This window comes from Nocardia sp. NPDC004711 (assembly GCF_053601595.1).
Genome location: NZ_JBSGCB010000003.1, coordinates 71,068 through 91,839, shown reverse-complemented (window position 1 = coordinate 91,839; position 20,772 = coordinate 71,068). Strand labels below are relative to the sequence as shown.

Below are 20,772 nucleotides of genomic sequence, written 5' to 3'. Positions count from 1 at the left end.
GAATGGGAAATTGCGGTCTTCTCGATCAACGGCCGTCCGCCGTCCGCACCGCGCGGCGACCTCACGCCCGATACGCCACCAGCCCCCGCTCGAGAGCACGGGTGTTCGTGATCAGCGACTCGGAATCGGAATGGCGGAGTTCATAGTTCTAGGCTATCGACTGTGCAGTTGCAGCAGTTGTCGTATTTTTTGGCTGTGGCGCAGGCCAGGCATTTCACCAGGGCGGCCGATGCGCTGGGGGTCGCGCAGCCGTCGTTGTCGAAGCAGATTCGGACGCTGGAGAGCGAGCTCGGGGCATCGCTGTTCAGCCGGGCGCGGGGGAATATCACGCTGACTCCGGCGGGTGAGGCGTTGTTGCCGTTGGCTACCCGGATTCTGGCGGATGTGGATACTGCGCGGCTGGAGGTGCAGGAGCTCGCGGGGCTGCGGCGGGGGCGGGTTCGGCTCGGGGCGACGCCGTCGCTGTGTTCGGGGCTGCTGGCCGATGCGCTGCGGCGGTATCACGACGCGTATCCGGGGATCAGGCTGCTGGTGGAGGAGGGTGGGTCGCGGGATCTGGTGCGGCAATTGACCAGGGGCGCACTCGATTCGGCGCTGGTGATCCTGCCGCTTGGTGAGGACACCCCGCTGGCCACCACGCCGATCCTGTGCGAGGACCTGGTGGTCACCGCCAGGGTCGACGACAGTTCGCTGCCCCAGCGTCCGCATCTGCGGATCACGGATCTGCGGGATCGGCCGCTGGTGATGTTCCGGCCGGGCTACGACCTGCGGGAGGCGACGATCGGGGCCTGCCGGGAGGCGGGGTTCGAACCCCGTTTCGCGGTCGAGGGCGGCGAGATGGATGCCGTGCTGCGGTTCGTGGAGGTGGGGCTCGGGATCGCGGTCGTCCCGTCCACGGTGCTGGCCGGACGGCCCGGGCTGCGCGGGATTCCGCTGTCGGGCGACGGCGGGCGCGAGTCCCGCGGGCTGCACCGGACGGTCGCGCTCGCCCATCGCAAGGACGTCACACCCACGCACGCCGCCGGGGCGTTCCGGGCGACGCTGGAGAGTTTCGTCCGGGAGGCTGCCGCGAGCGGCGGCCTCCCGGCGGGGGTCCGGTCGCTGCTGCCGCAGGCTGGAACGACCGGGACCTGAGGCAGCGACCGGGAACTGAGGCCTAGGCGACGACCAGAACCTCGCGGAGCCGCTGGAGTTCGGACTCCGAAAGTCCGTTGGCGAGTAGCCAGTTGGCGGCCCCGCCGTGCTCGGCATGCAGATTCCGCAGGAAGCCGAGCATGACCTCCGGAGAGACGGCCAGGATGCCCGTATTGGTCTGCGGCAGGCCCTCGTAGGACGGGAGCGCGTCGAGTCGGTCGCGGACCTTCTGGATGCGCTCGTTGGTGAGGGCGTAGTCGTGGGCGATCGCCTCGGCGGGGACCCCGACCGCGTCCAGCAGGACCGCGGCGAGCACGCCGGTGCGGTCTTTGCCTGCGGCGCAATGGAACAGCACCGAATGGCGGTCCGGATCGACGATGAGACGAACCGCCTCGACGATGTGCTCACCACTGCCGCCGAGCAGCTGACCGTACAGCTCGGTCAGGTCGACGCGGGTCTTGTCGGGGACCAGATCCCGTGCGGCCAGCGAGGATTGCGGCGACTTGCGGATCGGCAGGTTGGCGATGCGCAGGCCGGAGTCGGCGATCAGCCCGTAGCCCTCGCGCTCCACCTCGTCGGGCAGGCGCAGGTCGATGACCGTGCGCAGGCCCAGCTTCTCGACCAGGTGCGACAGGTCGTCGCAGGTCGCCTGCTGCAGCGTGGAGGAGCGCAGGACGATGCCGAAACGTGTGGTGCCGCCGCCGGTTACGGGGAGCCCGCCCAGGTCGCGCACATTGTCGATCTGGGCGAAGTCGATCCAGCGGGTGGGCATGGAATCAGTGATCACAACAGGCTCAGTGGGCACGGCCGGCCGCCGCCTCTTCCGCGCGGGTCAGGCCGCACAGGCCGATCAGGTCTTCGTGCAGCTCGAACCAGACGGTGTGGTAGCTGTCCATGATGGGCCGGGCCACGTAGGTGTGGTCGCCCTCGGCGATGCGCTCGACGGCGCGGTCGAGGCGGTCCAGGTAGCGGGACAGGCGCGGGGCGAGCCCGCCCAGGCGGCCGATGAGCGGGCGCAGGCGCTGGTGAGTCTCGTTGAGCCGGCCCAGCACCGAGGTGTCGTACTCGGCGTCGGCGTGATCGTTGACCGTGGCCGGGTCCTTCATCTGCCAGTCGGTGATGATCACCTTGAGGTCGCCGTTGAAGACGCAGAACTCGTCGTAGGCGGCGGTCATGGCGGCCGCGTCGACGGTCGCGCGCTCCTCGGCCAGCAGCTGCTCCAGGCGCGGGCGGCCCTCGGGGGTGATGCGGAAGCCGGCCGGGGTGGTGGCGCAGTAGCCCGCGGTCACCAAACCCTCACAGCAGGCCGCGATCTCGGCGGTGTCGGCGAACAGGCTGGCGGCCAGATTGTCGGCGTTCACCCGGCCCTTGATGCCGACCAGCCGCAGCACGGCCAGCTCGGTGACGGGAGCGTTCACGGAAACCTCTTCCTGCTCGGCGTTCTCGGTGGCGGCCTCGGCCTCTTCCGATGCGACAGCGCGGTTTTCGAGCCGGTCGGCGAGCTGCTCGCCGGTCACGCCCGCCCACTGGGCGAGCTGACGCACATCGTCGAGGACGGCCTGCTCGACCGGCTTGGCGACGACCTCGCCGGGCAGCACCAGCCCGGCCCCGCCGTCGACGGTGACGGACCTGCCGGTCAGCGCGGCGACCACGCCGGGCCCGCAGCCGACCACGCACGGGCGGCCGAGTTCCCGGCTGACCAGCGCGGCATGCGAGGTGGTGCCGCCCAATTCGGTGACGATGGCCCGCGCGGCGATCATGCCGTGCAGATCGTCGGGGCTGGTGGTGGGACGCACCAGGATGACGTCCTCACCCGCCTCGGCGCGCGCCTCGGCCTCGTCGGGATCGGTCACCACGACGCCGGAAGCCAGTCCGGGACAGGCGGATTCGCCGCGGGCGAGGGGCTCCTGACCGCCGGTGTCGCCGGACGCGGGGCGCAGCACCTCGCGCACCTGGTCGGCGGTGACCCGGTCCAGGGCCTCGTCGGCGCTGATCAGCCCCTCCTCGACCATGGCGACCGCGGTACGCACCGCGGCCCGCGCCGAGCGCTTGGCCGGACGCGACTGCAGCAGCCACAGCGTGCCGGATTCGACGGTGAACTCCACGTCCTGCAGATCGCGGCCGTCGCGCTCGAGCAACTGGGTGGCGGCGATCAGCCGCTCGTGCACCGCGGGCTGGGTGGCGGCCAGCTCGTCGAGCGGGCGCGGGGTCAGGCGGCCGGACACCACGTCCTCGCCCTGCCCGCCGACCAGCCACTCGCCATAGACGGGGCCGTCACCGGTGTTGGGGTTGCGGCTGAAAAGCACACCGGTGCCGGACAATTCGTCGAGGTTGCCGAACACCATGGCCTGCACGGTGACCGCGGTGCCCAGGGTGTCGGGCACGCCGCGGTTGGCGCGATAGGTCTTGGCGCGCGCGGAATCCCAGGACCGGAACACGGCCTCGATCGCACCGCGCAGCTGGTCCCACGGATCGGCCGGGACCGTGCCGTTCGCGTCGCCGAGCACGGTCTCGCGGTACTGGTGCACGAAGCGCTGCCGGGTGTCCTGCGCGTAGGCCGGATTGCTGGTCTCCACGGCCAGCGCCTGCTGCACCGCGTCGGTCATGCCGAGGTTCAGGACGGTGTCCATCATGCCCGGCATGGAGATGGCCGCACCCGAGCGCACCGACACCAGCAGCGGGCGCTCCGCCGACCCGAAGCGACGGCCGGTGCCGCGCTCGATCATGGCGATGCCGTCGAGCACCTGCGCCCAGATCTCATCGGCGATGGCGCCGCGCCGCGTGTAGTCGGCCCAGCCGTCGGTGGTGATGACGAACGCGGGCGGCACCTGCAGGCCGAGGGCCCGCATGTGGTCGATGCTCCACGCCTTGCCGCCGATCTTCTCTCGCGACAGTCCGCACGCGCCGTCGAGTTCGACAACGGTCGCGCCCGCCGCAAGGTCCAGACGCTGCGCAAGCTCCGTTCCGGCCGTCATGTCACTCCTTCGAGGTCCTGGATTCATTCGCACTCCAGCGCTCCGCCGCTGCTCGAGCGGCCTGCCGGGCAATATCCATCCCGTCCCCCTACGGGACCACTGCAACGAGCGTGCCGGGTGAGCGCGCCCACACCCAACTCCCATCCCGATCAGCGGAATGAAAGGTACTGTTCCGCCTCCCCGAGACTTCAGCGCACGGCTCGAGGGCCGTTGCCGGTTTCGCACGCGTGCCGGCGGTGAGGTGCGGCACCGATTTTGGGGGTCCCCGGGGAGTTACCCCGGTCGGCGCGAGATCAGTTGTCGCGTTGGGCAACGAGGCCGGGTGTGAGTGTCGGTGCCGCCCGGTCAGCGGGATGGCACGTCGAAAATGGGCTACGCGGACTGCGGGTTGGGGCAGGATGGGCGGATGGATCGGCGGCACTCGGGCGGCAGCTCCGCGGTCGGGCCCGTGACGACCATTCCGGCGCTGGTGGCGGACCGGGCGCGGCGCTATCCGGAGGCGGTGGCCATTGCCGGACCGGCAGGGCGGCTGACGTTCGCCGAACTCGCCGAGGATGTCGCCGCGGTGACCCGCGCGGCGATGGCGTCGGGGCTCGAACCCGGTGACCGGGTGGGCATGTGGGCCCCCAACAGCGTGCGCTGGATCGTGACCGCGCTCGGAATGCTCGGTGCGGGAGCGACTCTGGTGCCGATCAGCACCCGGCTGCGGGGCGCGGAGACCGCGGAGGTGTTGGCCCGCAGCCACGTCAAGGCGGTGTGCACGGTCCAGGAGTTCCTGGGCGCGGACTATCCGGCCATGCTGGCCGAATCCGGCCGTCCCCTACCGGATCTGGAACATGTCATCCTGCTCGACGACGCCCGCGGCGAGAACGCGGCCGACTGGGACATCAGCTCCTGGGCGGGATTTCTGGCCCCCGGCACCGTGATCGAGCCGCAGTCCGCGGTCGAGCGCAGCGCCCAGGTGGATCCGGATTCGGTGTCCGACATCCTGTTCACCTCCGGCACCACCGGCGCTCCCAAGGGCGTGCTCGCCACGCACCGGCAGACCCTGGAGGTGCTCGCGCAGTGGGCCGATGCGGTGACACTGCGCCCGCGCGACCGGTATCTGCTGGTGAACCCGTTCTCGCACACCTTCGGGTACAAGGCCGGCATCCTGGCCTGCCTGCTGCGCACCGCCACCATGGTCCCGATGGAGCGCTTCGACGCCGCCCGGGCGCTGCAACTCATCGAGAGCGAGCGGATCACCGTGCTGGCCGGGCCGCCAACGCTTTTCACCGACCTGCTGGCCGCCGATCACGATCAGTACCTGCTGGGCTCGTTGCGCCTGGCCGGGACCGGCGGCGCGACCATCCCCACCGAACTGGTGCGGCGCATTCGCGAGGATCTGCGCGTCCCCTACGTCTTCACCGCCTACGGCCTCACCGAATCCATCGGCGTCGTCTCCATCTGCCCGCCCGACGCTCCGACCGAACTGGTCGCGGGCACGGTCGGAAAGACCCTGTCCGGCAGTGAGATCCGCGTCCTCGACCGCAACGGCACACCGGTGGCGCCGGGCGAACCCGGCGAGATCACCGTCACGGGCCCGAATGTCATGCTCGGCTACCTCGACGACCCCGAGGCCACCGCCGCCGCCATCGACGCGGACGGCTACCTGCACACCGGCGATGTCGGCACCCTCGACCACGACGGCTACCTGCGCATCACCGACCGGCTCAAGGACATGTTCATCGTCGGCGGCTTCAATGCCTACCCGGCCGAGATCGAGCGAGTCCTGCTGCAGCACCCGGATATTCGCGATGTCGCGGTGATCGGCATCCCCGACGAGCGGCTCGGCGAGGTCGGCCGCGCCGTCGTGGTGCCCGCCGACGGGGCCGCGACCGATCCCGCCACCCTCATCGAGTGGTCGCGCTCGCGCCTGGCCGGCTACAAGGTGCCGCGGGAGATCGTCTTCGTCGACGACCTCCCGCGCAATGCCGGTGGCAAGGTGCTCAAACAGCAGCTGCGCGATCCCAGCTGATCAGTTCGGCAGCACCGCTCGCTCAGTTCCCCAGCACCGGGCCGTCGGCCCAGCGGTACAGGTGCGCGATCGCCGGTTCCACGATGGAATCCGGGATCTCGCCGTCGAACCAGCGATCCACGTGCGTCCAGTGGTAGGGATGCAGCAGGTAATCGCCATTGAGCCCGTCCGGGTCGGCGAACTCCTGCTCCCACACATGGGTCCAGCGGCCGTGGCCCGGCACCCGGCTCAGCGACCAGGACCGGATGGCCGAGATGTGCGCGGGCATGGCCATCAGGTCGGATTCGAAGCGCGCCACCGTATCCGGAGCCGTGCCGGATCGCACCGTGAGCAGCAGGGTGCGCTTGATGCGGCGGGCGGAATCCAGCCGCACCATGCGCGCGTTCACCGGGGCCAGTGGCACCACGTCGGCGGTGGCGGGCAGGACGGGCAGGACGGTCGCGGGCGCCGAGTCGGCGGCCAGATCCCAGACCGCGCCGAGTCCGCCCGTGCTGCCGGGCAGATCGATACCGGCCGAGCAGTGCGTGACCCCGGGTGTCGCGGTCGCCGCCGCGGCCTGCGCGGCGAGCTGCCCGTCCGCGTCGTCTCCGGCGGGCGGGGCGGTGAGAATCACCCAGCGGCTCATGACAGTTCCTCCTGTACCGCCAGGACGTGCCGCTCCCGCGTCAGCGCGACGGCGTCGGTGTCCGACCAGAAGGCCGAGACGGCGGGATCGGCGGCGGCCGCGCCCCGCATGCCGTAGAAGTCGTAGATGCCGGGCAGTTCCCAGATGATCTGCACAGCAACCGAATCCGCACCGGTGTGCTCGTGCAGCAGCTGAGGCGAACGCAGTCCGCGGGCGGTGGCCCCCGGCAGGTAGTCGCTGCGCCAGCGGGTCAGCCAGTCCTCCGCACGGTGGGCGGGCAGGACGATGCGGTCCACAACGCGGACAGCCGTCGCGGGATTCACAGCTTCGCCTCCACCTCGTTGCGATACCGATCCACGTAGGCCGCAAGGTTTTCCACGCCGTTGAGCAGGGACTCCGGGCCGAACATGGGCGGGGTGAGCACGACGCGGCTCGCGCCCGCCGTGACATAGGGGCGCACGTAGCCGGGGTCGAACTCGCGCGTGAAATCGAAGGAGCCCGGCCAGATGGTCATCTCGACCGCGTCCTCGGCCCGTCCTGCCTCCCGCGACAACTCACGGATCCGGTCCGCGCCGCGCGCGAAATCCTCCGACGAGATGGTGTACGGGAACCAGCCATCTCCGACCCGGGCCGCGCGGCGCACCGCCGGAGCGCTGTTGCCGCCCAGCACGATCGGGATCGATCGTTCGGGCTGCGGCAGGCAGAACTGCTTCTCGAACGACACGTGCTTGCCCTGATAGGTGGCCGGGGACTCAGTCCACAGCGCCCGCATGGCCCCGATGCAGTCGTCCAGGCGTCCGCCGCGATCCTCGAACGGCACCCCGATCGCCGCGTATTCCTCTTTCTGCCAGCCGATTCCGAGCCCGAGCAGCAACCGCCCGCCCGACTGCCGATCGATGGTGGCGGCCCGCTTGGCCAGCACCACCGGGCTGTGCAGCGGCGCCACCACCATGGCGGTGCCCAGTTTCAGGGTGCTCGACGCCGCCGCCACGAATGCCAGTGTCTCCAGCGGATCCGTCATCGGCACCCCGAGATCCCCGCCCGGCATTCGTCCGTCGGGGGAGTACGGGTACAGCGGCTCGTAATCCTGTGCCACCACCACGTGTTCCACGGTCCAGATCGAATCCAGCCCGCATTCCTCCGCCGCCGCCGCGAACTCCCGCAGAAATCCGCCCGAGGTCACCAGACCCTCGAGATATGGCATGAGCATGCCGATGCGCATCGGCCGCCTCCGTCCTTCCGGGTACGACCCGCCACTGGGTCACCCTCCGATCGTGGCGTGTTAGCGGGGTCACAAATCTCCCCGGTCCCGTTCACCGAGACCCACGAAATCCCAGGTCAGAGCGGTAAATTCACGCAACGACAGCTGGCCCCGCACCGTACGGTGCAGGGCTGACGCGGGCGCGGCCGGACAAGGCGAGCCGACGCAGCGGCGGGCCGTCGCAGCGATGGCGGCCTGTTCACCGCTATCGCTGAAAGGCCGGCGGTAGACCGCCCGCCGAGCAGCCGGGCCGACAGGGCACTGCTTACCACTCCTCGGTCCGTGTCCCGGTGCGGAACGCACCGGGACACGGGAGCTCCGAGAGTGGGTCAGATTTCCTTGCGCATCTGTGCGGTGAGGGGCTTCATGTAGCCCGAGCCGAGGAGGCGGCGCATGATGTTCATGGCCTTGGCGTCCTTGCCGATCAGGATGAGCGGCTTGTTCTTCCGGATGCCGTTGACGATGGTCTTGGCGCAGTCCTCGGGGCTGGTCTGGGCCAGGCGGTCGAAGTTGGCGGCCAGGTCGTCGCGGTCGCGGGTGGCGGCGGCGCGGGCCTTCCAGGCGATCTCGGTCTTGATCATGCCGGGGTGGATGCTGGAGACGCCGACGTTGTAGCCGGCGATGATCATCTCCTGGCGCAGGGCGTCGCTGATGGCGTGCATGGCGTACTTGGAGGAGCTGTAGCCGCCCTGGCTGGGGCAGGCCACCAGGCCGAACATGCTGGAGACATTGGCGATGTGCCCGTCACCGGAGGCGATCACGTGCGGCAGGAACGCCTTCACGCCGTGCAGGGTGCCCCAGTAGTTGATGCCGAAGATCCACTCCAGGTCTTCCCAGGAGACTTCCTCGATATTGGCGGTCAGCGAGACGCCCGCATTGTTGACGACGACATTGACCTTGCCGAAATCCGCGACCACCTCGTCGGCGTGCGCGTACACGGCCGCCCGGTCGGTCACGTCCAGCTTGTAGGCACGGGCCTTGGCGCCCTCCTTCTCGCACAGCGCCACGGTCTCCGCGACATTGTCGAGATTGCGTCCGGACAGCGCCAGCTGCGCGCCGTTCCGGGCCAGCTCCAGGGCCAGCGCCCGGCCGATGCCCGCTCCCGCACCGGTGATTACGGCGACTTTGCCGTGGAAGTCCTTCATGGGTGTTTCCTTGTCTCGCAGCGGAGTTGTTACTGGGTGGTGAAGCCGCCGTCGGCGATGAATTCCGCGCCGGTGCTGTAGGAGGAGTCGTCGGAGATGAGGAACAGCACCATGTTGGCGAGCTCCTCGGGGGTGGCCGGGCGGGCGATGGGCTGATTGGCGGCGATGTTCGCCGACCGCTCGGAGGCCGCGACCATCTCGGTCGCCACGATGCCCGGGTGCACGGAGTTGACGCGGACATTGTCGGCCGCGAATTCCTGTGCGGCCGTTTTGGTCATGCCGCGCACGGCCCACTTGGAGGCCACGTAACCCAGGATGTTGGAGTAACCGATGAGCCCGCCGGTCGAGGAGATGTTCACGATGGAGCCCACCCCGGCCCGGCGCATGGACCCGATCACGGCCTTCATGCCCAGGAACACGCCGATCTGGTTGACGTCGATCACCTTGCGGTAGTCGGCCTCCGAGAGCTTCTCGATCGGGTCGACGTGCACGATGCCCGCATTGTTGACCAGGCCCGAGACCGGGCCGAACGCGGCCTCGGTCTGCGCGACCACGTCGTTCCAGGCCGCCTCGTCGGTCACGTCGAGCGGGAAGAACCGTGCGGCGTCACCGATTTCGGCCGCGACGGCCTCGCCTGCCTCGGTGAGCACGTCGGTGATCACCACCCGCGCGCCCTCGGCCGCGAGCTTGCGGGCGAAGGCCGCGCCCATGCCGCGCGCACCGCCGGTGACGACGACGACCTTCGAATCAACCCGTCCCATGTCAGTTCTCCTGTGCCGCTTCGGATTCCGCGTCGGCCAGGTGGTTGGCCGCGATGTAGCCGAACACCATGGCGGGTCCGATGGTGGCGCCCGCGCCGGCGTAGTCGTTACCCATGACGGCGGCGGAGTTGTTGCCCGCCGCGTACAGGCCGTGGATGACCTCGCCCTGGTCGTTCAGCACCCGGGCGTGCTCGTCGGTGACCAGGCCGCCCTTGGTGCCCAGGTCGCCCGGCACCATCTCGACCGCGTAGAACGGGCCGCGCTCGAGCGGGGCCAGGGTCGGGTTGGGCTTGACGGTCGGGTCGCCGTAGTAGCGGTCGTAGGCCGAGTCGCCGCGCAGGAAGTCCTCGTCGCGGCCCTTGCGGGCGAAAACGTTGAAGCGCTCGACGGTGGCCGCCAGCTTGTTCGCCGGAATGCCCAGCTTGTCCGCCAGCTCGGCCAGGGTGTCGGCCTGCTTGATGATTCCCGCGTCGAAGTACTTCTGGGGCAGCGGCCGCTTGGGGAAGTTGCCCAGGAACAGGTACCGGTCGCGGAAGTTCTGGTCGAAGATGAAGTGCGCCGGAATGCTGCCCGGCACCTTCTTCTCCTCCTCGTACATGGTGTGCACGACGTTCACGTACGGCGCGGACTCGTTGACGAAGCGCTCACCCTTGGCATTGACCACGATGGCGCCCGGCTGCGAGCGCTCGGCCAGCATGAAGAACGGCGGGCCCTCGGGGTTGCGCACGGACGGACCCCACCAGGCGTCGTCCATGAGATCCACTGCGGCGCCGGCCTTCTGGCCCGCCACGATGCCCTCGCCGACATTCTCGGTCGCGCCGACGGTCCAGCCGGTGTTCTGCGGCCCGTCGATGTACTGCTTGCGCATCTCCAGGTTGTGCTCGAAGCCGCCCGCGGCCAGCACCACGCCGCGGCGCGCCTTGATGGTGACCGGACGGCCCTCGTGCTCGGCGCGAATGCCGACCACGGCGTCGCCCTCGACGATCAGGTCGGTGAGCGGAGTGTTCAGCCACACCGGCACGCCCGCGTCGCGCAGCGACAGCCACAGCCGGGCCGCGAGGGCCTTGCCCAGGCTGAGCGGCTTCGCGCCCTTGATCAGGTTGAGCGCGGTCTGCGCGCCGACCTTCATGGCGGTCTTCTTGCCGGTCCAGGTGCGCGCGATCATGTTCAGGTCGTGGAAGTCCTTGACCGTGATGGCGATGCCCTTGGGCGCGGACATGGTCGGCTGGTTGATCTTGTGCAGATCCCCGCCGAGCAGGCGGCCGTCGATCGGCTTGGGCTCGATGCTGCGGCCCTGCGCCAGACCGCCCGGGAACTCCGGGTGGTAGTCGGAGTAGCCGCGGTCGTAGGCGAAGTCCCAGTGCTTGGAGCGAGCGCCGATGTAGCGGAACATCTCCGGGCCCTGCTCCAGGAACGCGCGCTGCTTGGCCTCCGGAACGCGGTCGCCGACAACGGCTTTCAGGTAGGTGCGGGCCAGCTCCGGGCTGTCCGGCACGCCCGCGGCCTGCAGTACCGGATTGTTGGGCACCCAGATGCCGCCGCCGGAGCGCGCGGTGGAGCCGCCGAACAGGCGGCTCTTCTCGATGAGGGTCACCGACAGGCCCCGGTAGGCGGCGGTCAGCGCGGCGGTCATGCCCGCCGCGCCGGAACCCACCACAACGACGTCGAATTCGAATTCCATGAATCTCGTTCCTTAGTAGCCGCAGCTGGTCAGCATGCCGCCGTCGACGACGAATTCGCCTCCGGTGCAATAGCTCGAGGCGTCCGAGGCCAGGAACAACGCCACCTCGGAGACCTCGACCGGCTGACCCCAGCGCGGAATGGGCAATTCGGAGAAGAAGGTGTTGCCGTCCACCCCGGACGCGCCCGCGACGGACGCGGTCATGGGAGTGGCGATGCCGCCGGGATGAATCGAGTTCACCCGGATACCCGAGTGCCCCAGTTCCCGGGCGGCGGACTTGGTGAGCCCGCGCAGCGCGAATTTGCTCGCGCTGTAGGCGGAGAGACCGGCCGCACCGACGAAGCCCTCGACCGAGGAGACGTTCACGATGGACCCGCCGCCGGCAGTGGTGAGCGCGGGCGCGGCCGTCTTGATGCCGAGGAAAGCGCCGGTGACGTTGATGTTCATGATGGTGTTGAACTCGTCCAGGCTCATCTCCACGATGCGCTTGAACCGCAGGATGCCGGCATTGTTGATCAGCACATCCAGCTTGCCGAACGTGGTGGTGGCCGCGGAAACCGCTGCCTGCCAGTCGCTTTCGATGGTGATGTCGTGGTGCACGTAGTGGACGGCGGCACCCAGCTCGGCGGCCAGCGCCTTGCCCTCGTCGTCCAGCACATCACCGAACACGACCTTGGCGCCCTCGGCCACGAAGCGGCGCACGTGCTCCGCTCCCATGCCCCGGGCGCCGCCCGTCACCAGCGCCACCTTGCCGTCCAGCTGTCCCACCGATTCCATCCCTTCCTCTGCTCGTCAACCGACGCTAAGTCCCGATGCGGAACCCCGGCACGATGTGGTCCCGGCCACTGAGACAGACCCATGACCTGAGGCTATGGGTGCAGTTGTATTCCGGTTAGGCATAAGCGCCCGGACGGGTGAGGCAGCGTCGCGGCAAGGAGCCCCGGATGAAGTTCTCGATGATCTTCGAAGCGCAGATGACCGACCCCACCGCCGCGCACGAGGCCCAGGTGCTGCGCGATTGCGTCGAGCAGGCCGTGCTCGCGGATCAGGTCGGCTTCGACGCGGTGTGGGCCGTCGAGCATCACGGGCTCAAATGGTACGCGCACATGAGCGCGCCGGAGATCTTCCTGACCTGGGTGGCCGCCAAGACCTCGCGGGTGCGCATCGGGCACGGCGTGGTGTGCATGCCGTTCGGCTTCAATCATCCGGTACGCACCGCTGAACGCGCGGCCATGCTCGACGTGCTCTCCGGCGGCCGTCTGAACCTGGGCGCCGGCCGCGGCGCGACCGCCGTCGAAACCTCCATGTGCGGAGTCGATCCCGACCGCACCTATCAGGAGGTCGAGGAATCGCTGCGCATGATCGCGGCCGCCTGGCAGGACCCCGAGGGCGAATTCGAGTACCACGGCGAGCTTTTGGACATCGACCCCCATCACCTGCTGCCGCGCCCGGTGCAGCGCCCGCATCCGCCGCTGTTCATGGCCTGCACCAAGAAGGACACCCTGAAGCTGGCCGCCGAGTACGGAATCGGCGCGCTGGTCCTGGGTTTCGCGGGCATCGAGGAGATCGCCGAACTACGCGGCATCTACGACGAGGCCATCGCGGCCCGCACCGGCGACCGCTTCGTCTCCACCGTCGTCAACGATCATTTCGCGGCGCTGTGCCCGACCATCGTCCTCGACGACCGGGAGAAGGCGCAGCAGATCGGCGCGCGCGGCCAGCGCTTCTTCGCCCAGTCCATCAAGTACTACTACGGCGCCGGTCCGGTCCCCGACGAGGCCGTGGACCCGGCCGTCGACGAGATCGCCAAGATGCAGCAGGTCGCCGACGAACACGTCGCCTACCTGCACGAGGCCAAGATCCCGGTGAAGACCGGATCCACCGCCATCTTCAACACCGAGCACGCCTACGGCACCGCCGACGACGCCATCGCCTACGTCGAGCGGCTGCAGGCGGCCGGGGCCGACGAGATCCTGTGCCTGATCCAGATGGGCACCGTGCCCCAGGACGCATGCCTGGAAACCATCCGCCAGTGGGGCGAGAAGGTCATCCCCCACTTCCGTAACCGATAGACGACCGACAAGTAGAGACACAGAAAGAAGTCGAAATGGCTGATCTGACAGGCAAAGTCGCTCTGATCACCGGCGCCGCCCGTGGCCAGGGTGCGGCCGAGGCACGACTCTTCGTGGAGCGCGGCGCCAAGGTGGTCATCACCGACGTGCTCGAGACCGAGGGCAAGGAGCTCGCCGAATCCCTCGGCGACGCCGCACGTTTCGTGCGCCACGACGTCACCGACGCCGAGAGCTGGGACGCCGCCGTCAAGGTCGCCGTCGACACCTTCGGCAAGCTGGACGTGCTGGTGAACAATGCGGCCATCTACATCATGAAGCCGCTCACCGAGACCACCGCCGAAGAGCTGGAACGCATCCTGAAGGTCAACCTGATCGGCGCGTTCCACGGCATCAAGGCCGTGCTGCCCGCCATGACCGCGGCCGGCGGCGGCTCCATCGTGAACATCTCCTCGCAGGCCGGGCTCGAGGGCCTGATGAACCACAGCGCCTACGGCTCCTCCAAGTGGGGTCTGCGCGGCCTGTCCAAGATCGCCGCCCTGGAGCTGGGCCCGGCCCAGATCCGGGTCAACTCCGTGCATCCCGGCCCGATCGCCACCCCGATGGTGCCCTATCTGACCACCGGCCCCGGCAGCTTCCCGACCCTGCCGCTGGAGCGCACCGGCCTGCCCGAGGAGGTCGCCGAGCTGGTCGCCTTCCTCGCCTCCGACGCCTCCGCCTACGTCACCGGCGCCGAGGTGACCGTCGACGGCGGTCTCGCCGCGGGCAAGTTCATCCCGCGGAACATGCAGTAAGACAGCGCGATCCAGGAAGGCCCGCAATGACCCTGTCCCCCGAATGGCAGACCTTCGTCGACGCCGCCACCGCGGCGTTCCCGGCGCTGGGCACCGAGGTGCTCGACGCCGCCGAAGCGCGGGCCTTCCTGGCCGCCCGCCCCGCCGCCGCCGTCGAACCGATTCCCGTTGCGGGAGTGGAGGAATGGCTGGTGCCGGGGCCGGAGAACGCACCGGAGGTGCCGGTGCGCCTGTACCGGCCGCTGGACGCCGAACCCGTTCCGGCCGTGGTGGTCTTCTACCACGGCGGCGGATTCGTGCTGTGCAGCCTGGACTCCCACGATCGGTTCTGCCGCACCATGGCCAACGAGGCCGGGGTCATCGTGGTCTCGGTCGACTACCGCCGCGCCCCGGAGGCACGCTTCCCGGCCGCGGCCGACGACGCCTACGCCGTCCTGCGCTGGGTCGCCGACCACGCCGAATCCCTGGGCGGGGATCCCGATCGCATCGCGGTGGCCGGGGACAGCGCGGGCGGCAATCTCGCCACCGTCGCCGCCCTCACCGCGCGCGACAACGGCGGTCCCGACATCGCCTTCCAGCTGCTCATGTACCCGCTGCTGGACCCGAACTGCGACCGTCCCTCCCACACCGAGAACGCCGAGGGCTACTTCACCACCGCGGCCCACATCCGGTGGTACTGGGAGCAGTACCTGTTCTCGGACACCGAGAAGTCCGACCCCTACGCCAATCCCACCATCGCGGACCTGACCGGACTCCCGCCCGCCCACATCGCCACCGCGGAATTCGATCCGCTGCGCGACGAGGGCGAGGCCTACGGGCAGCGGCTGCGCGAGGCGGGCGTCGAGACCGAGATCCACCGCTGGGACGGCACCGTGCACGGGTTCATGTCGATGGCCTTCCATCTGCCAGAAACCCAGCGCGCCAATGCGACCGCGTTCAGCGCGCTGCGCCGGGCGCTGGCCCGCACACCCGTCGTCTGAAATTCCCCGTGGATTCACGGGCGGACCGATTAGCATCACCTGCGTTCACACATCTGAAACGTCAGGAATTCTCTTGCCGGTCGCACGCCTCATCCCCTCGGCGACGAATCATGCCCGATTCGCCACGGGGGCAGCCGCTCTCACCGCGGCCATCACCCTCACCGCGCTGGCGGGATCCGCCGGGGCCGCACCCCAGTCCTTCGGCACGCTGGCCCTGTCCCGGCTGAAGAACGCCGCGGTCGCCGACATCGGCACCACCAAGGTGACCGCCGACGCCGCCGCCATCCGCGACTGCGCCAACTACGACTGCGAGATCGTGCTCCGCTTCACCGGCGGCTGCGGCGCGGTCGCCCAGGGCGCGGACGGCACCTGGGGCTGGGCCCAGGGCGCGAGCCTCGACGAGGCCGAACAGAACGCCGTGAACGGGCTCGGCCAGAGCGCTCCCCCGTTCCCCGACCTGGGCAGCGCGCAGCCCCGCGCCGCCCACGTCGTTGCGAGCACCTGCACCGAAAGCGGGCAGTAGCAACGGTTTTCGAGGCTCAGTGCGGGTACTGGGCCTCGTAGGCCGCGCGTTCGGCGGCCCGGCGGGCAGCCCGCGCCGGATTCTCCAGGTCCTCGGGGAAGCCGTGCTTCACCAGGCGGTGCGCCCGGTTCATCGGCATGTAGGCCACGATGTAGAACAGCGCCAGCAGCAGGCCCAGCAGGATCACCGCCAGCTTCAGCCACAGCTCACCCGGCAGCAGGAATGCCAGCGCGAACACCGGGACCAGCGGCACCAGCTGCCGCACGAGGTGCCGCGGCACCGCCCAGGGGCCGGTGAGGTCGTTGCGCACCCACTCGTGCAGATCCTCGGGCAGCACACGCCCGCACGAGTAGCCGAGCCACTGAACAGGGTTGGGGCGCTTCATTTCCGGTTTCCCTTCGTCGATCCGGCCTGCTCGCCATCCGCCAAGACCGACCGCCGCGCCGCGGCGTTGACCCGGTTCAGCACCTCGCGCAGTTCCTCGAGATCCGCCAGGCTCACCCCCAGCCGCGCCACCACCGCCGGCGGAATCCGCTCCGCCTCCCTGCGCAATTCGCGCCCGGCCTCGGTCAGATCCACGACCAGATTGCGCTCGTCGTGACTGTCGCGCCGGCGAGTGATGAGCCCGGCCGTCTCCAGCCGCTTCAGCAGCGGCGAGAGCGTCGGCGAGTCGAGTTGGATGGCCTCGCCGATGTCCTTGACCGACATCGGCGCCTCACCCCACAGGGCCAGCATCACCAGATACTGCGGGTGCGTCAGGCCCATGGGCTCGAGCAGCGGCCGGTACACCGCCAGCACCGCCCGATTGGCCACCGCCAGTGCGAAGCACACCTGCCGGTCCAGCCGCAGCGGGTCCTCGACCTCCAACTCCACCGATCAGCCCTCCTCGATCGTCTTGGTTAGGGCAATAATAGTTAATGCACTAACCATTCGTCGACGATCTGGTGGGTGATCGGCGCCACACGCTCAACCCTGCAGCGCCTGCCGCATGGTCAGGATCCGACCGGTGTCCATGTAGTCACGAAAGAGCGTGACCAGGCCGTTCCGCACGCGAATCACATTGACGGAGCTGCGAATCCAGGCGCGCGGCTGCCCCGGGCGGGTGATGTCGATATCGACCTCGGTGATGAGCAGTTCCGGATCGCCGGTCTCGTGCACGACCGGACGGATGCCGTGCAGCTCCAGACTCGGCATTCCCGACCAGCGGGAGGCCAGGTACTCGCGGATCGCCTCCCGGCCCTCGATGCGGGTGGGCTCACCGGGAATCAGGAACGGGATCTCGAATACGGCATCCGGATCGAAGAGCGCGACGAACCGGTCGGCATCGCGCGAGGGCAGGCTCTGAAACAGCTGTTCAACAAGGTCACGAGGGGTTTCGACGGAAGTGGACACGACTGCCTCCAAAAACGGAACGTTGGACCCGGTTAGTATTCGGGGCGTCCGCCCCGTTTGTCAACGGGTGGGTAGGCTATCGGAGTGACGGATCGACCCCTGCGCGCCGATGCGCGCCGCAATCGCGAGCGGGTGCTGGCCGCCGCCCAGGAAGCCTTTGCCGCCGAAGGCCTTTCGGTGCCGCTGGACGAGATCGCCCGGCGGGCCGGCGTCGGGGCGGGCACGGTGTACCGCCACTTCCCCACCAAGGAGGCGCTTTTCGAGGCCGCCATCCTGGATCAGGTCGAGAAGATCACCGCGCACGCCCGCGACCTGACCAACTCCAACGATCCGGGGACGGCGTTCTTCGAATTCCTGGAAAAGCTGGTCCTGCAGGGCGGCGTCAAACGCGACCTCGCGGACGCGTTGCGCGCCAACGGCGGTGAATACCCGCGCACGGTCTCGCGCGACCTCGAAGCAGCACTGGGGACCCTGCTCTCCCGCGCCCAGCAGGCGGGCGCGGTGCGGCCCGACATCAGCGTCGGCGACCTGCTCACCATCATCAAGGGCATCTTCCTCGCCGCACACGACACGGGCGCGACCCCGGGACTGCGCGAGCGCACCTTCGCCGTGATGACCGACGGATTGCGCACCTCGCGCTGACGGGCCGGAACAAACGGAGACCAGTCCGTCCAGAAGTTCGCAAACCTGGGGCAATAATCGCTGAAATATTGCGGAATTGACTGAGGCGCGGGCGAATCACGCGTCCAGTTCGGCGATGTCCGCACGTTTTCTCAACTCGGATGCTTTGATGCACCATGTGCTGACCGGTTGCCTCTCCGGCACCTCGGCCCGGGGCTGTTCTTCGACGTTCATCCGCACGAGTTGACGACAGGAGATCGGATTCGATGAAGCGTGCGATCCGCGCCGTCGCGGTTATGACCGGACTGGCACTCGCAGCCTGCGGTAACATCCCGAAACCCGACGACGCGCCGCGGTCGGCGCCGCCGCGGACGCTGACCATCGGCATCAAATTCGATCAACCCGGGCTATCGGTCCAGGGACCCGACGGCAAACCCTACGGCTTCGATGTCGACACCGCCGTCTACATCGCCGACAAGCTCGGCGTCACCCCCGACCACATCACCTGGCGCGAGGCCCGCACCGATCAGCGCGAGGACCTGTTGAACTCGGGCGCAGTCGATTTCGTCGTCGCCTCCTACTCCATCACCGCCGCCCGCCAGCAACTGGTCTCCTTCGCCGGGCCCTACCTGCTGGCCGGGCAGGACCTGCTGGTGCGGCAGAGCGAACGCGCCATCGACCAGCCCGAGGACCTGAACGGACGCACCGTCTGCACCGCCGACGGCTCGACCTCCGCGGACAAGATCCGGCGCAGCTTCGCCCAGAACGTGAAGCTCGCCACCCGCGACACCTACGCGGAATGCGTCGCCGACCTGATCGCGGGCACCATCGACGCCGTCACCACCGACGACGTCATTCTGGCCGGATACGCCCATGAACACCCGGGCGTGCTGCGCGTGGTCGGGCATCGCTTCACCCGCGAGCGCTACGGGGTCGGCGTGCGCAAGGGCGATCTCGAATTGCAGAGCCGCATCACCACGGTCATCCGCATGATGATCGACGACGGCAGCTGGCGGCGCGCCATGGACGCCGATCTCACCGCGAGCGGATACCAGCCGCTGCCCGCGCCGGTGGTGTTCAATGCGCCGGATAAAACGGTCACTCCCGGCGATCCGACCACCCTCGATCCGGAATTGGTGAATGCCGCCACGGCCGTCGCGGCCACCTCCAATGCTCGCGACTGGGAGGGCTTTCGCTCCCTGGTCTGCCCCGAAACAGCCGACGCCATCGACCAGATCGTCTTCCAATACACCCCGCAATTCGACAAATCACTCGGTGCGGAAGTGAAGAACGCCGGTTACACGAACACCGTCACCGGAGTCACCCAAAACGACCCGAACTCCGCCACCTTCGCATTCCACGAAACCTTCACAAACGTCCCCGAGAAATACCGCAGCTACTTCAAGGACATCGATTACACCGGCACCATGGTCCGGCGCAACGGCGCCTGGAAGCTGTGCGGCCTCGCCGCGGATTTCGTCGAACCCTGACCGCCGGATAAATACGGTGCACCGGGACGGGCGGTGGACCTACCGTGGACGGCAGTCGAGAGGAAGGAAAGTCCCATGTTTCCCGTCGAGCTGCGCGGTACTCGGGCGCAGACGCTCATGTGGGCCCACGAGCACGAGGTCGAGCCGGCCGCGCTGCAGCAGCTGCGAAATATCGCGCAACTGAAGTGGGTATACGGGGTACGGGTGATGCCGGACGTGCACCTGGGCAAGGGCGCGACGGTCGGCTCGGTCATCGCCATGAAGGACGCGGTCGCGCCCGCGGCGGTCGGGGTGGACATCGGTTGTGGAATGGAGGCCGTGCTCACCTCGCTGACCGCGGCCGATCTGCCCGACAACCTGCACTCGCTGCGATCACGAATCGAGGCGGTGCTGCCGGTGGGATTCGCGGCCCACCACGACCCGGTGAACGTGAACCGGTTGAACGCGGAGGTTTTCGGTCAGCGCGCGGCGGGCACCACCCTGCGCGCGGGGTGGGACCGTTTCTGGAAGGCGTTCGATTCACTGGATCCGGCCGTGCAGGCCCGCGAGTCCAAGGCGCACAAGCAGATGGGAACGCTGGGCGGCGGCAACCACTTCCAGGAGCTGTGCATCGACACCGAGCAGCGTGTGTGGATCCTGCTGCATTCCGGAAGCCGCAATATCGGCAAGGAACTCGCCGAGCGGCACATGACCGTGGCCCGCAGACTGCCGCACAATGCGGATCTGCCGGACCGCGACCTGGCGGTATTCCTTTCCGGGACACCGGAAATGGATGCCTACCGCCATGACCTGACCTGGGCGCAGGAGTACGCGGCGCGCAACCGCGCCGTCATGCTCGCCCTGGTCTGCAAGGCAGTGCGCGACGAATTCCAGGGTCTGGACGTGCGATTCGACGATCCCATCTCCTGCCACCACAACTATGTGGCGGAAGAGGTCATCGACGGGATGCCCATGCTGGTCACCCGCAAGGGCGCGGTGCGCGCGGGCGCGGGCGACCTGGCGCTGATTCCGGGGTCGATGGGCACGCGCTCATATGTGGTGCGCGGCAAGGGGAATCCGGCCTCGTTCCAGTCGGCGGCGCACGGCGCGGGCCGGCGGATGAGCCGCAATGCGGCCAAGCGCCAGTTCACCGTGGCCGACCTGGTCGCGCAGACCGAGGGCGTGGAGTCCCGCAAGGACGCCGGGGTGATCGACGAGATTCCCGCGGCCTACAAGGACATCGACCAGGTCATCGCGGCCCAGTCCGACCTGGTCGACATTGTCGCCACGCTGCGGCAGGTGCTGTGTGTGAAGGGTTGACCGGG

General features: G+C 68.8%; 21 protein-coding genes. 9 read left to right on the top strand and 12 right to left on the bottom strand.

Annotated features, from left to right (window positions below):
* Window positions 1–162 precede the first annotated feature (162 nt).
* The gene (locus tag ACWEKS_RS03475) at window positions 163–1,134 is read left to right on the top strand and encodes a LysR family transcriptional regulator (protein ID WP_452338594.1); all 972 of its coding nucleotides are present in this window, start codon (window positions 163–165) and stop codon (window positions 1,132–1,134) included.
* Between the two features lie 22 nt (window positions 1,135–1,156).
* On the opposite strand, the gene ACWEKS_RS03470 is transcribed toward ACWEKS_RS03475, so the two are convergent.
* Window positions 1,157–1,921 (bottom strand): tyrosine-protein phosphatase, encoded by a 765-nt coding sequence (locus ACWEKS_RS03470; protein WP_452338593.1) that lies wholly within the window; start codon window positions 1,919–1,921, stop codon window positions 1,157–1,159.
* A 7-nt stretch (window positions 1,922–1,928) separates the two neighbouring features.
* On the bottom strand, window positions 1,929–4,109 hold the full coding sequence (locus tag ACWEKS_RS03465) for a pyruvate, phosphate dikinase (RefSeq protein ID WP_452338592.1): 2,181 nt from the start codon (window positions 4,107–4,109) through the stop codon (window positions 1,929–1,931).
* A gap of 406 nt (window positions 4,110–4,515) precedes the next feature.
* On the opposite strand from ACWEKS_RS03465, the gene ACWEKS_RS03460 reads away from it, so the two are divergent.
* Entirely contained in the window at window positions 4,516–6,126 is a 1,611-nt protein-coding gene (locus ACWEKS_RS03460; RefSeq protein ID WP_452338591.1) for a FadD3 family acyl-CoA ligase, read from the top strand.
* 22 nt (window positions 6,127–6,148) lie between these two features.
* Here the strand turns inward: ACWEKS_RS03460 and ACWEKS_RS03455 are convergent, their stop codons facing one another.
* The 7 genes from ACWEKS_RS03455 to ACWEKS_RS03425 all read right to left on the bottom strand — a co-directional run bounded on the left by ACWEKS_RS03455 (window position 6,149) and on the right by ACWEKS_RS03425 (window position 12,376).
* A complete protein-coding gene (locus ACWEKS_RS03455; RefSeq protein ID WP_452338590.1) occupies window positions 6,149–6,751 on the bottom strand; it encodes a Dabb family protein in 603 nt (200 codons plus the stop codon).
* Window positions 6,748–7,074 carry a hypothetical protein gene (locus ACWEKS_RS03450; protein ID WP_452338589.1) on the bottom strand — a complete coding sequence of 109 codons (327 nt, stop codon included), beginning with the start codon at window positions 7,072–7,074 and terminating at the stop codon, window positions 6,748–6,750. Before ACWEKS_RS03450 ends, ACWEKS_RS03455 begins: the two co-directional genes overlap by 4 nt.
* Window positions 7,071–7,973, bottom strand: a complete 903-nt coding sequence (locus tag ACWEKS_RS03445) for an LLM class F420-dependent oxidoreductase (RefSeq protein ID WP_379382483.1) — start codon at window positions 7,971–7,973, stop codon at window positions 7,071–7,073. The genes ACWEKS_RS03450 and ACWEKS_RS03445 overlap by 4 nt, the downstream gene beginning before the upstream one ends.
* A gap of 368 nt (window positions 7,974–8,341) precedes the next feature.
* Window positions 8,342–9,157 (bottom strand): SDR family NAD(P)-dependent oxidoreductase, encoded by an 816-nt coding sequence (locus ACWEKS_RS03440; protein ID WP_379382484.1) that lies wholly within the window; start codon window positions 9,155–9,157, stop codon window positions 8,342–8,344.
* 29 nt (window positions 9,158–9,186) lie between these two features.
* Window positions 9,187–9,918, bottom strand: a complete 732-nt coding sequence (locus ACWEKS_RS03435; protein WP_452338588.1) for a glucose 1-dehydrogenase — start codon at window positions 9,916–9,918, stop codon at window positions 9,187–9,189.
* 1 nt (window position 9,919) lies between these two features.
* Complete coding sequence (kstD, locus tag ACWEKS_RS03430) at window positions 9,920–11,599, bottom strand: 3-oxosteroid 1-dehydrogenase (RefSeq protein WP_452338587.1); 1,680 nt, start codon at window positions 11,597–11,599, stop codon at window positions 9,920–9,922.
* Window positions 11,600–11,611: 12 nt separating this feature from the next.
* The gene (locus ACWEKS_RS03425; RefSeq protein ID WP_452338586.1) at window positions 11,612–12,376 is read right to left on the bottom strand and encodes a glucose 1-dehydrogenase; all 765 of its coding nucleotides are present in this window, start codon (window positions 12,374–12,376) and stop codon (window positions 11,612–11,614) included.
* A gap of 167 nt (window positions 12,377–12,543) precedes the next feature.
* Between ACWEKS_RS03425 and ACWEKS_RS03420 the strand changes: the two genes are divergently transcribed.
* From ACWEKS_RS03420 to ACWEKS_RS03405, 4 genes are all read left to right on the top strand, one after another.
* Complete coding sequence (locus ACWEKS_RS03420) at window positions 12,544–13,671, top strand: LLM class flavin-dependent oxidoreductase (protein ID WP_452338585.1); 1,128 nt, start codon at window positions 12,544–12,546, stop codon at window positions 13,669–13,671.
* A gap of 35 nt (window positions 13,672–13,706) precedes the next feature.
* Window positions 13,707–14,462 carry an SDR family NAD(P)-dependent oxidoreductase gene (locus tag ACWEKS_RS03415; RefSeq protein WP_354834881.1) on the top strand — a complete coding sequence of 252 codons (756 nt, stop codon included), beginning with the start codon at window positions 13,707–13,709 and terminating at the stop codon, window positions 14,460–14,462.
* A 26-nt stretch (window positions 14,463–14,488) separates the two neighbouring features.
* A complete protein-coding gene (locus tag ACWEKS_RS03410; protein ID WP_452338584.1) occupies window positions 14,489–15,442 on the top strand; it encodes an alpha/beta hydrolase in 954 nt (317 codons plus the stop codon).
* Window positions 15,443–15,515: 73 nt separating this feature from the next.
* Window positions 15,516–15,965, top strand: a complete 450-nt coding sequence (locus ACWEKS_RS03405; RefSeq protein ID WP_452338583.1) for a DUF4189 domain-containing protein — start codon at window positions 15,516–15,518, stop codon at window positions 15,963–15,965.
* Window positions 15,966–15,981: 16 nt separating this feature from the next.
* On the opposite strand, the gene ACWEKS_RS03400 is transcribed toward ACWEKS_RS03405, so the two are convergent.
* The 3 genes from ACWEKS_RS03400 to ACWEKS_RS03390 all read right to left on the bottom strand — a co-directional run bounded on the left by ACWEKS_RS03400 (window position 15,982) and on the right by ACWEKS_RS03390 (window position 17,357).
* Complete coding sequence (locus ACWEKS_RS03400; protein ID WP_354834872.1) at window positions 15,982–16,350, bottom strand: DUF5313 family protein; 369 nt, start codon at window positions 16,348–16,350, stop codon at window positions 15,982–15,984.
* The gene (locus tag ACWEKS_RS03395) at window positions 16,347–16,832 is read right to left on the bottom strand and encodes a MarR family winged helix-turn-helix transcriptional regulator (RefSeq protein ID WP_379399025.1); all 486 of its coding nucleotides are present in this window, start codon (window positions 16,830–16,832) and stop codon (window positions 16,347–16,349) included. Before ACWEKS_RS03395 ends, ACWEKS_RS03400 begins: the two co-directional genes overlap by 4 nt.
* A 99-nt stretch (window positions 16,833–16,931) precedes the next feature.
* On the bottom strand, window positions 16,932–17,357 hold the full coding sequence (locus ACWEKS_RS03390) for a nuclear transport factor 2 family protein (RefSeq protein WP_452338582.1): 426 nt from the start codon (window positions 17,355–17,357) through the stop codon (window positions 16,932–16,934).
* 84 nt (window positions 17,358–17,441) lie between these two features.
* Here ACWEKS_RS03390 and ACWEKS_RS03385 point away from each other — a divergent pair, with 84 nt between their 5' ends.
* From ACWEKS_RS03385 to ACWEKS_RS03375, 3 genes are all read left to right on the top strand, one after another.
* A complete protein-coding gene (locus ACWEKS_RS03385) occupies window positions 17,442–17,999 on the top strand; it encodes a TetR/AcrR family transcriptional regulator (RefSeq protein ID WP_452338581.1) in 558 nt (185 codons plus the stop codon).
* A gap of 245 nt (window positions 18,000–18,244) precedes the next feature.
* Window positions 18,245–19,468 (top strand): glutamate ABC transporter substrate-binding protein, encoded by a 1,224-nt coding sequence (locus tag ACWEKS_RS03380; protein ID WP_452338580.1) that lies wholly within the window; start codon window positions 18,245–18,247, stop codon window positions 19,466–19,468.
* Window positions 19,469–19,543: 75 nt separating this feature from the next.
* Window positions 19,544–20,767: an RtcB family protein gene (locus ACWEKS_RS03375; RefSeq protein ID WP_452338579.1), complete on the top strand. Its 1,224-nt coding sequence runs from the start codon at window positions 19,544–19,546 to the stop codon at window positions 20,765–20,767.
* Window positions 20,768–20,772: the final 5 nt, after the last annotated feature.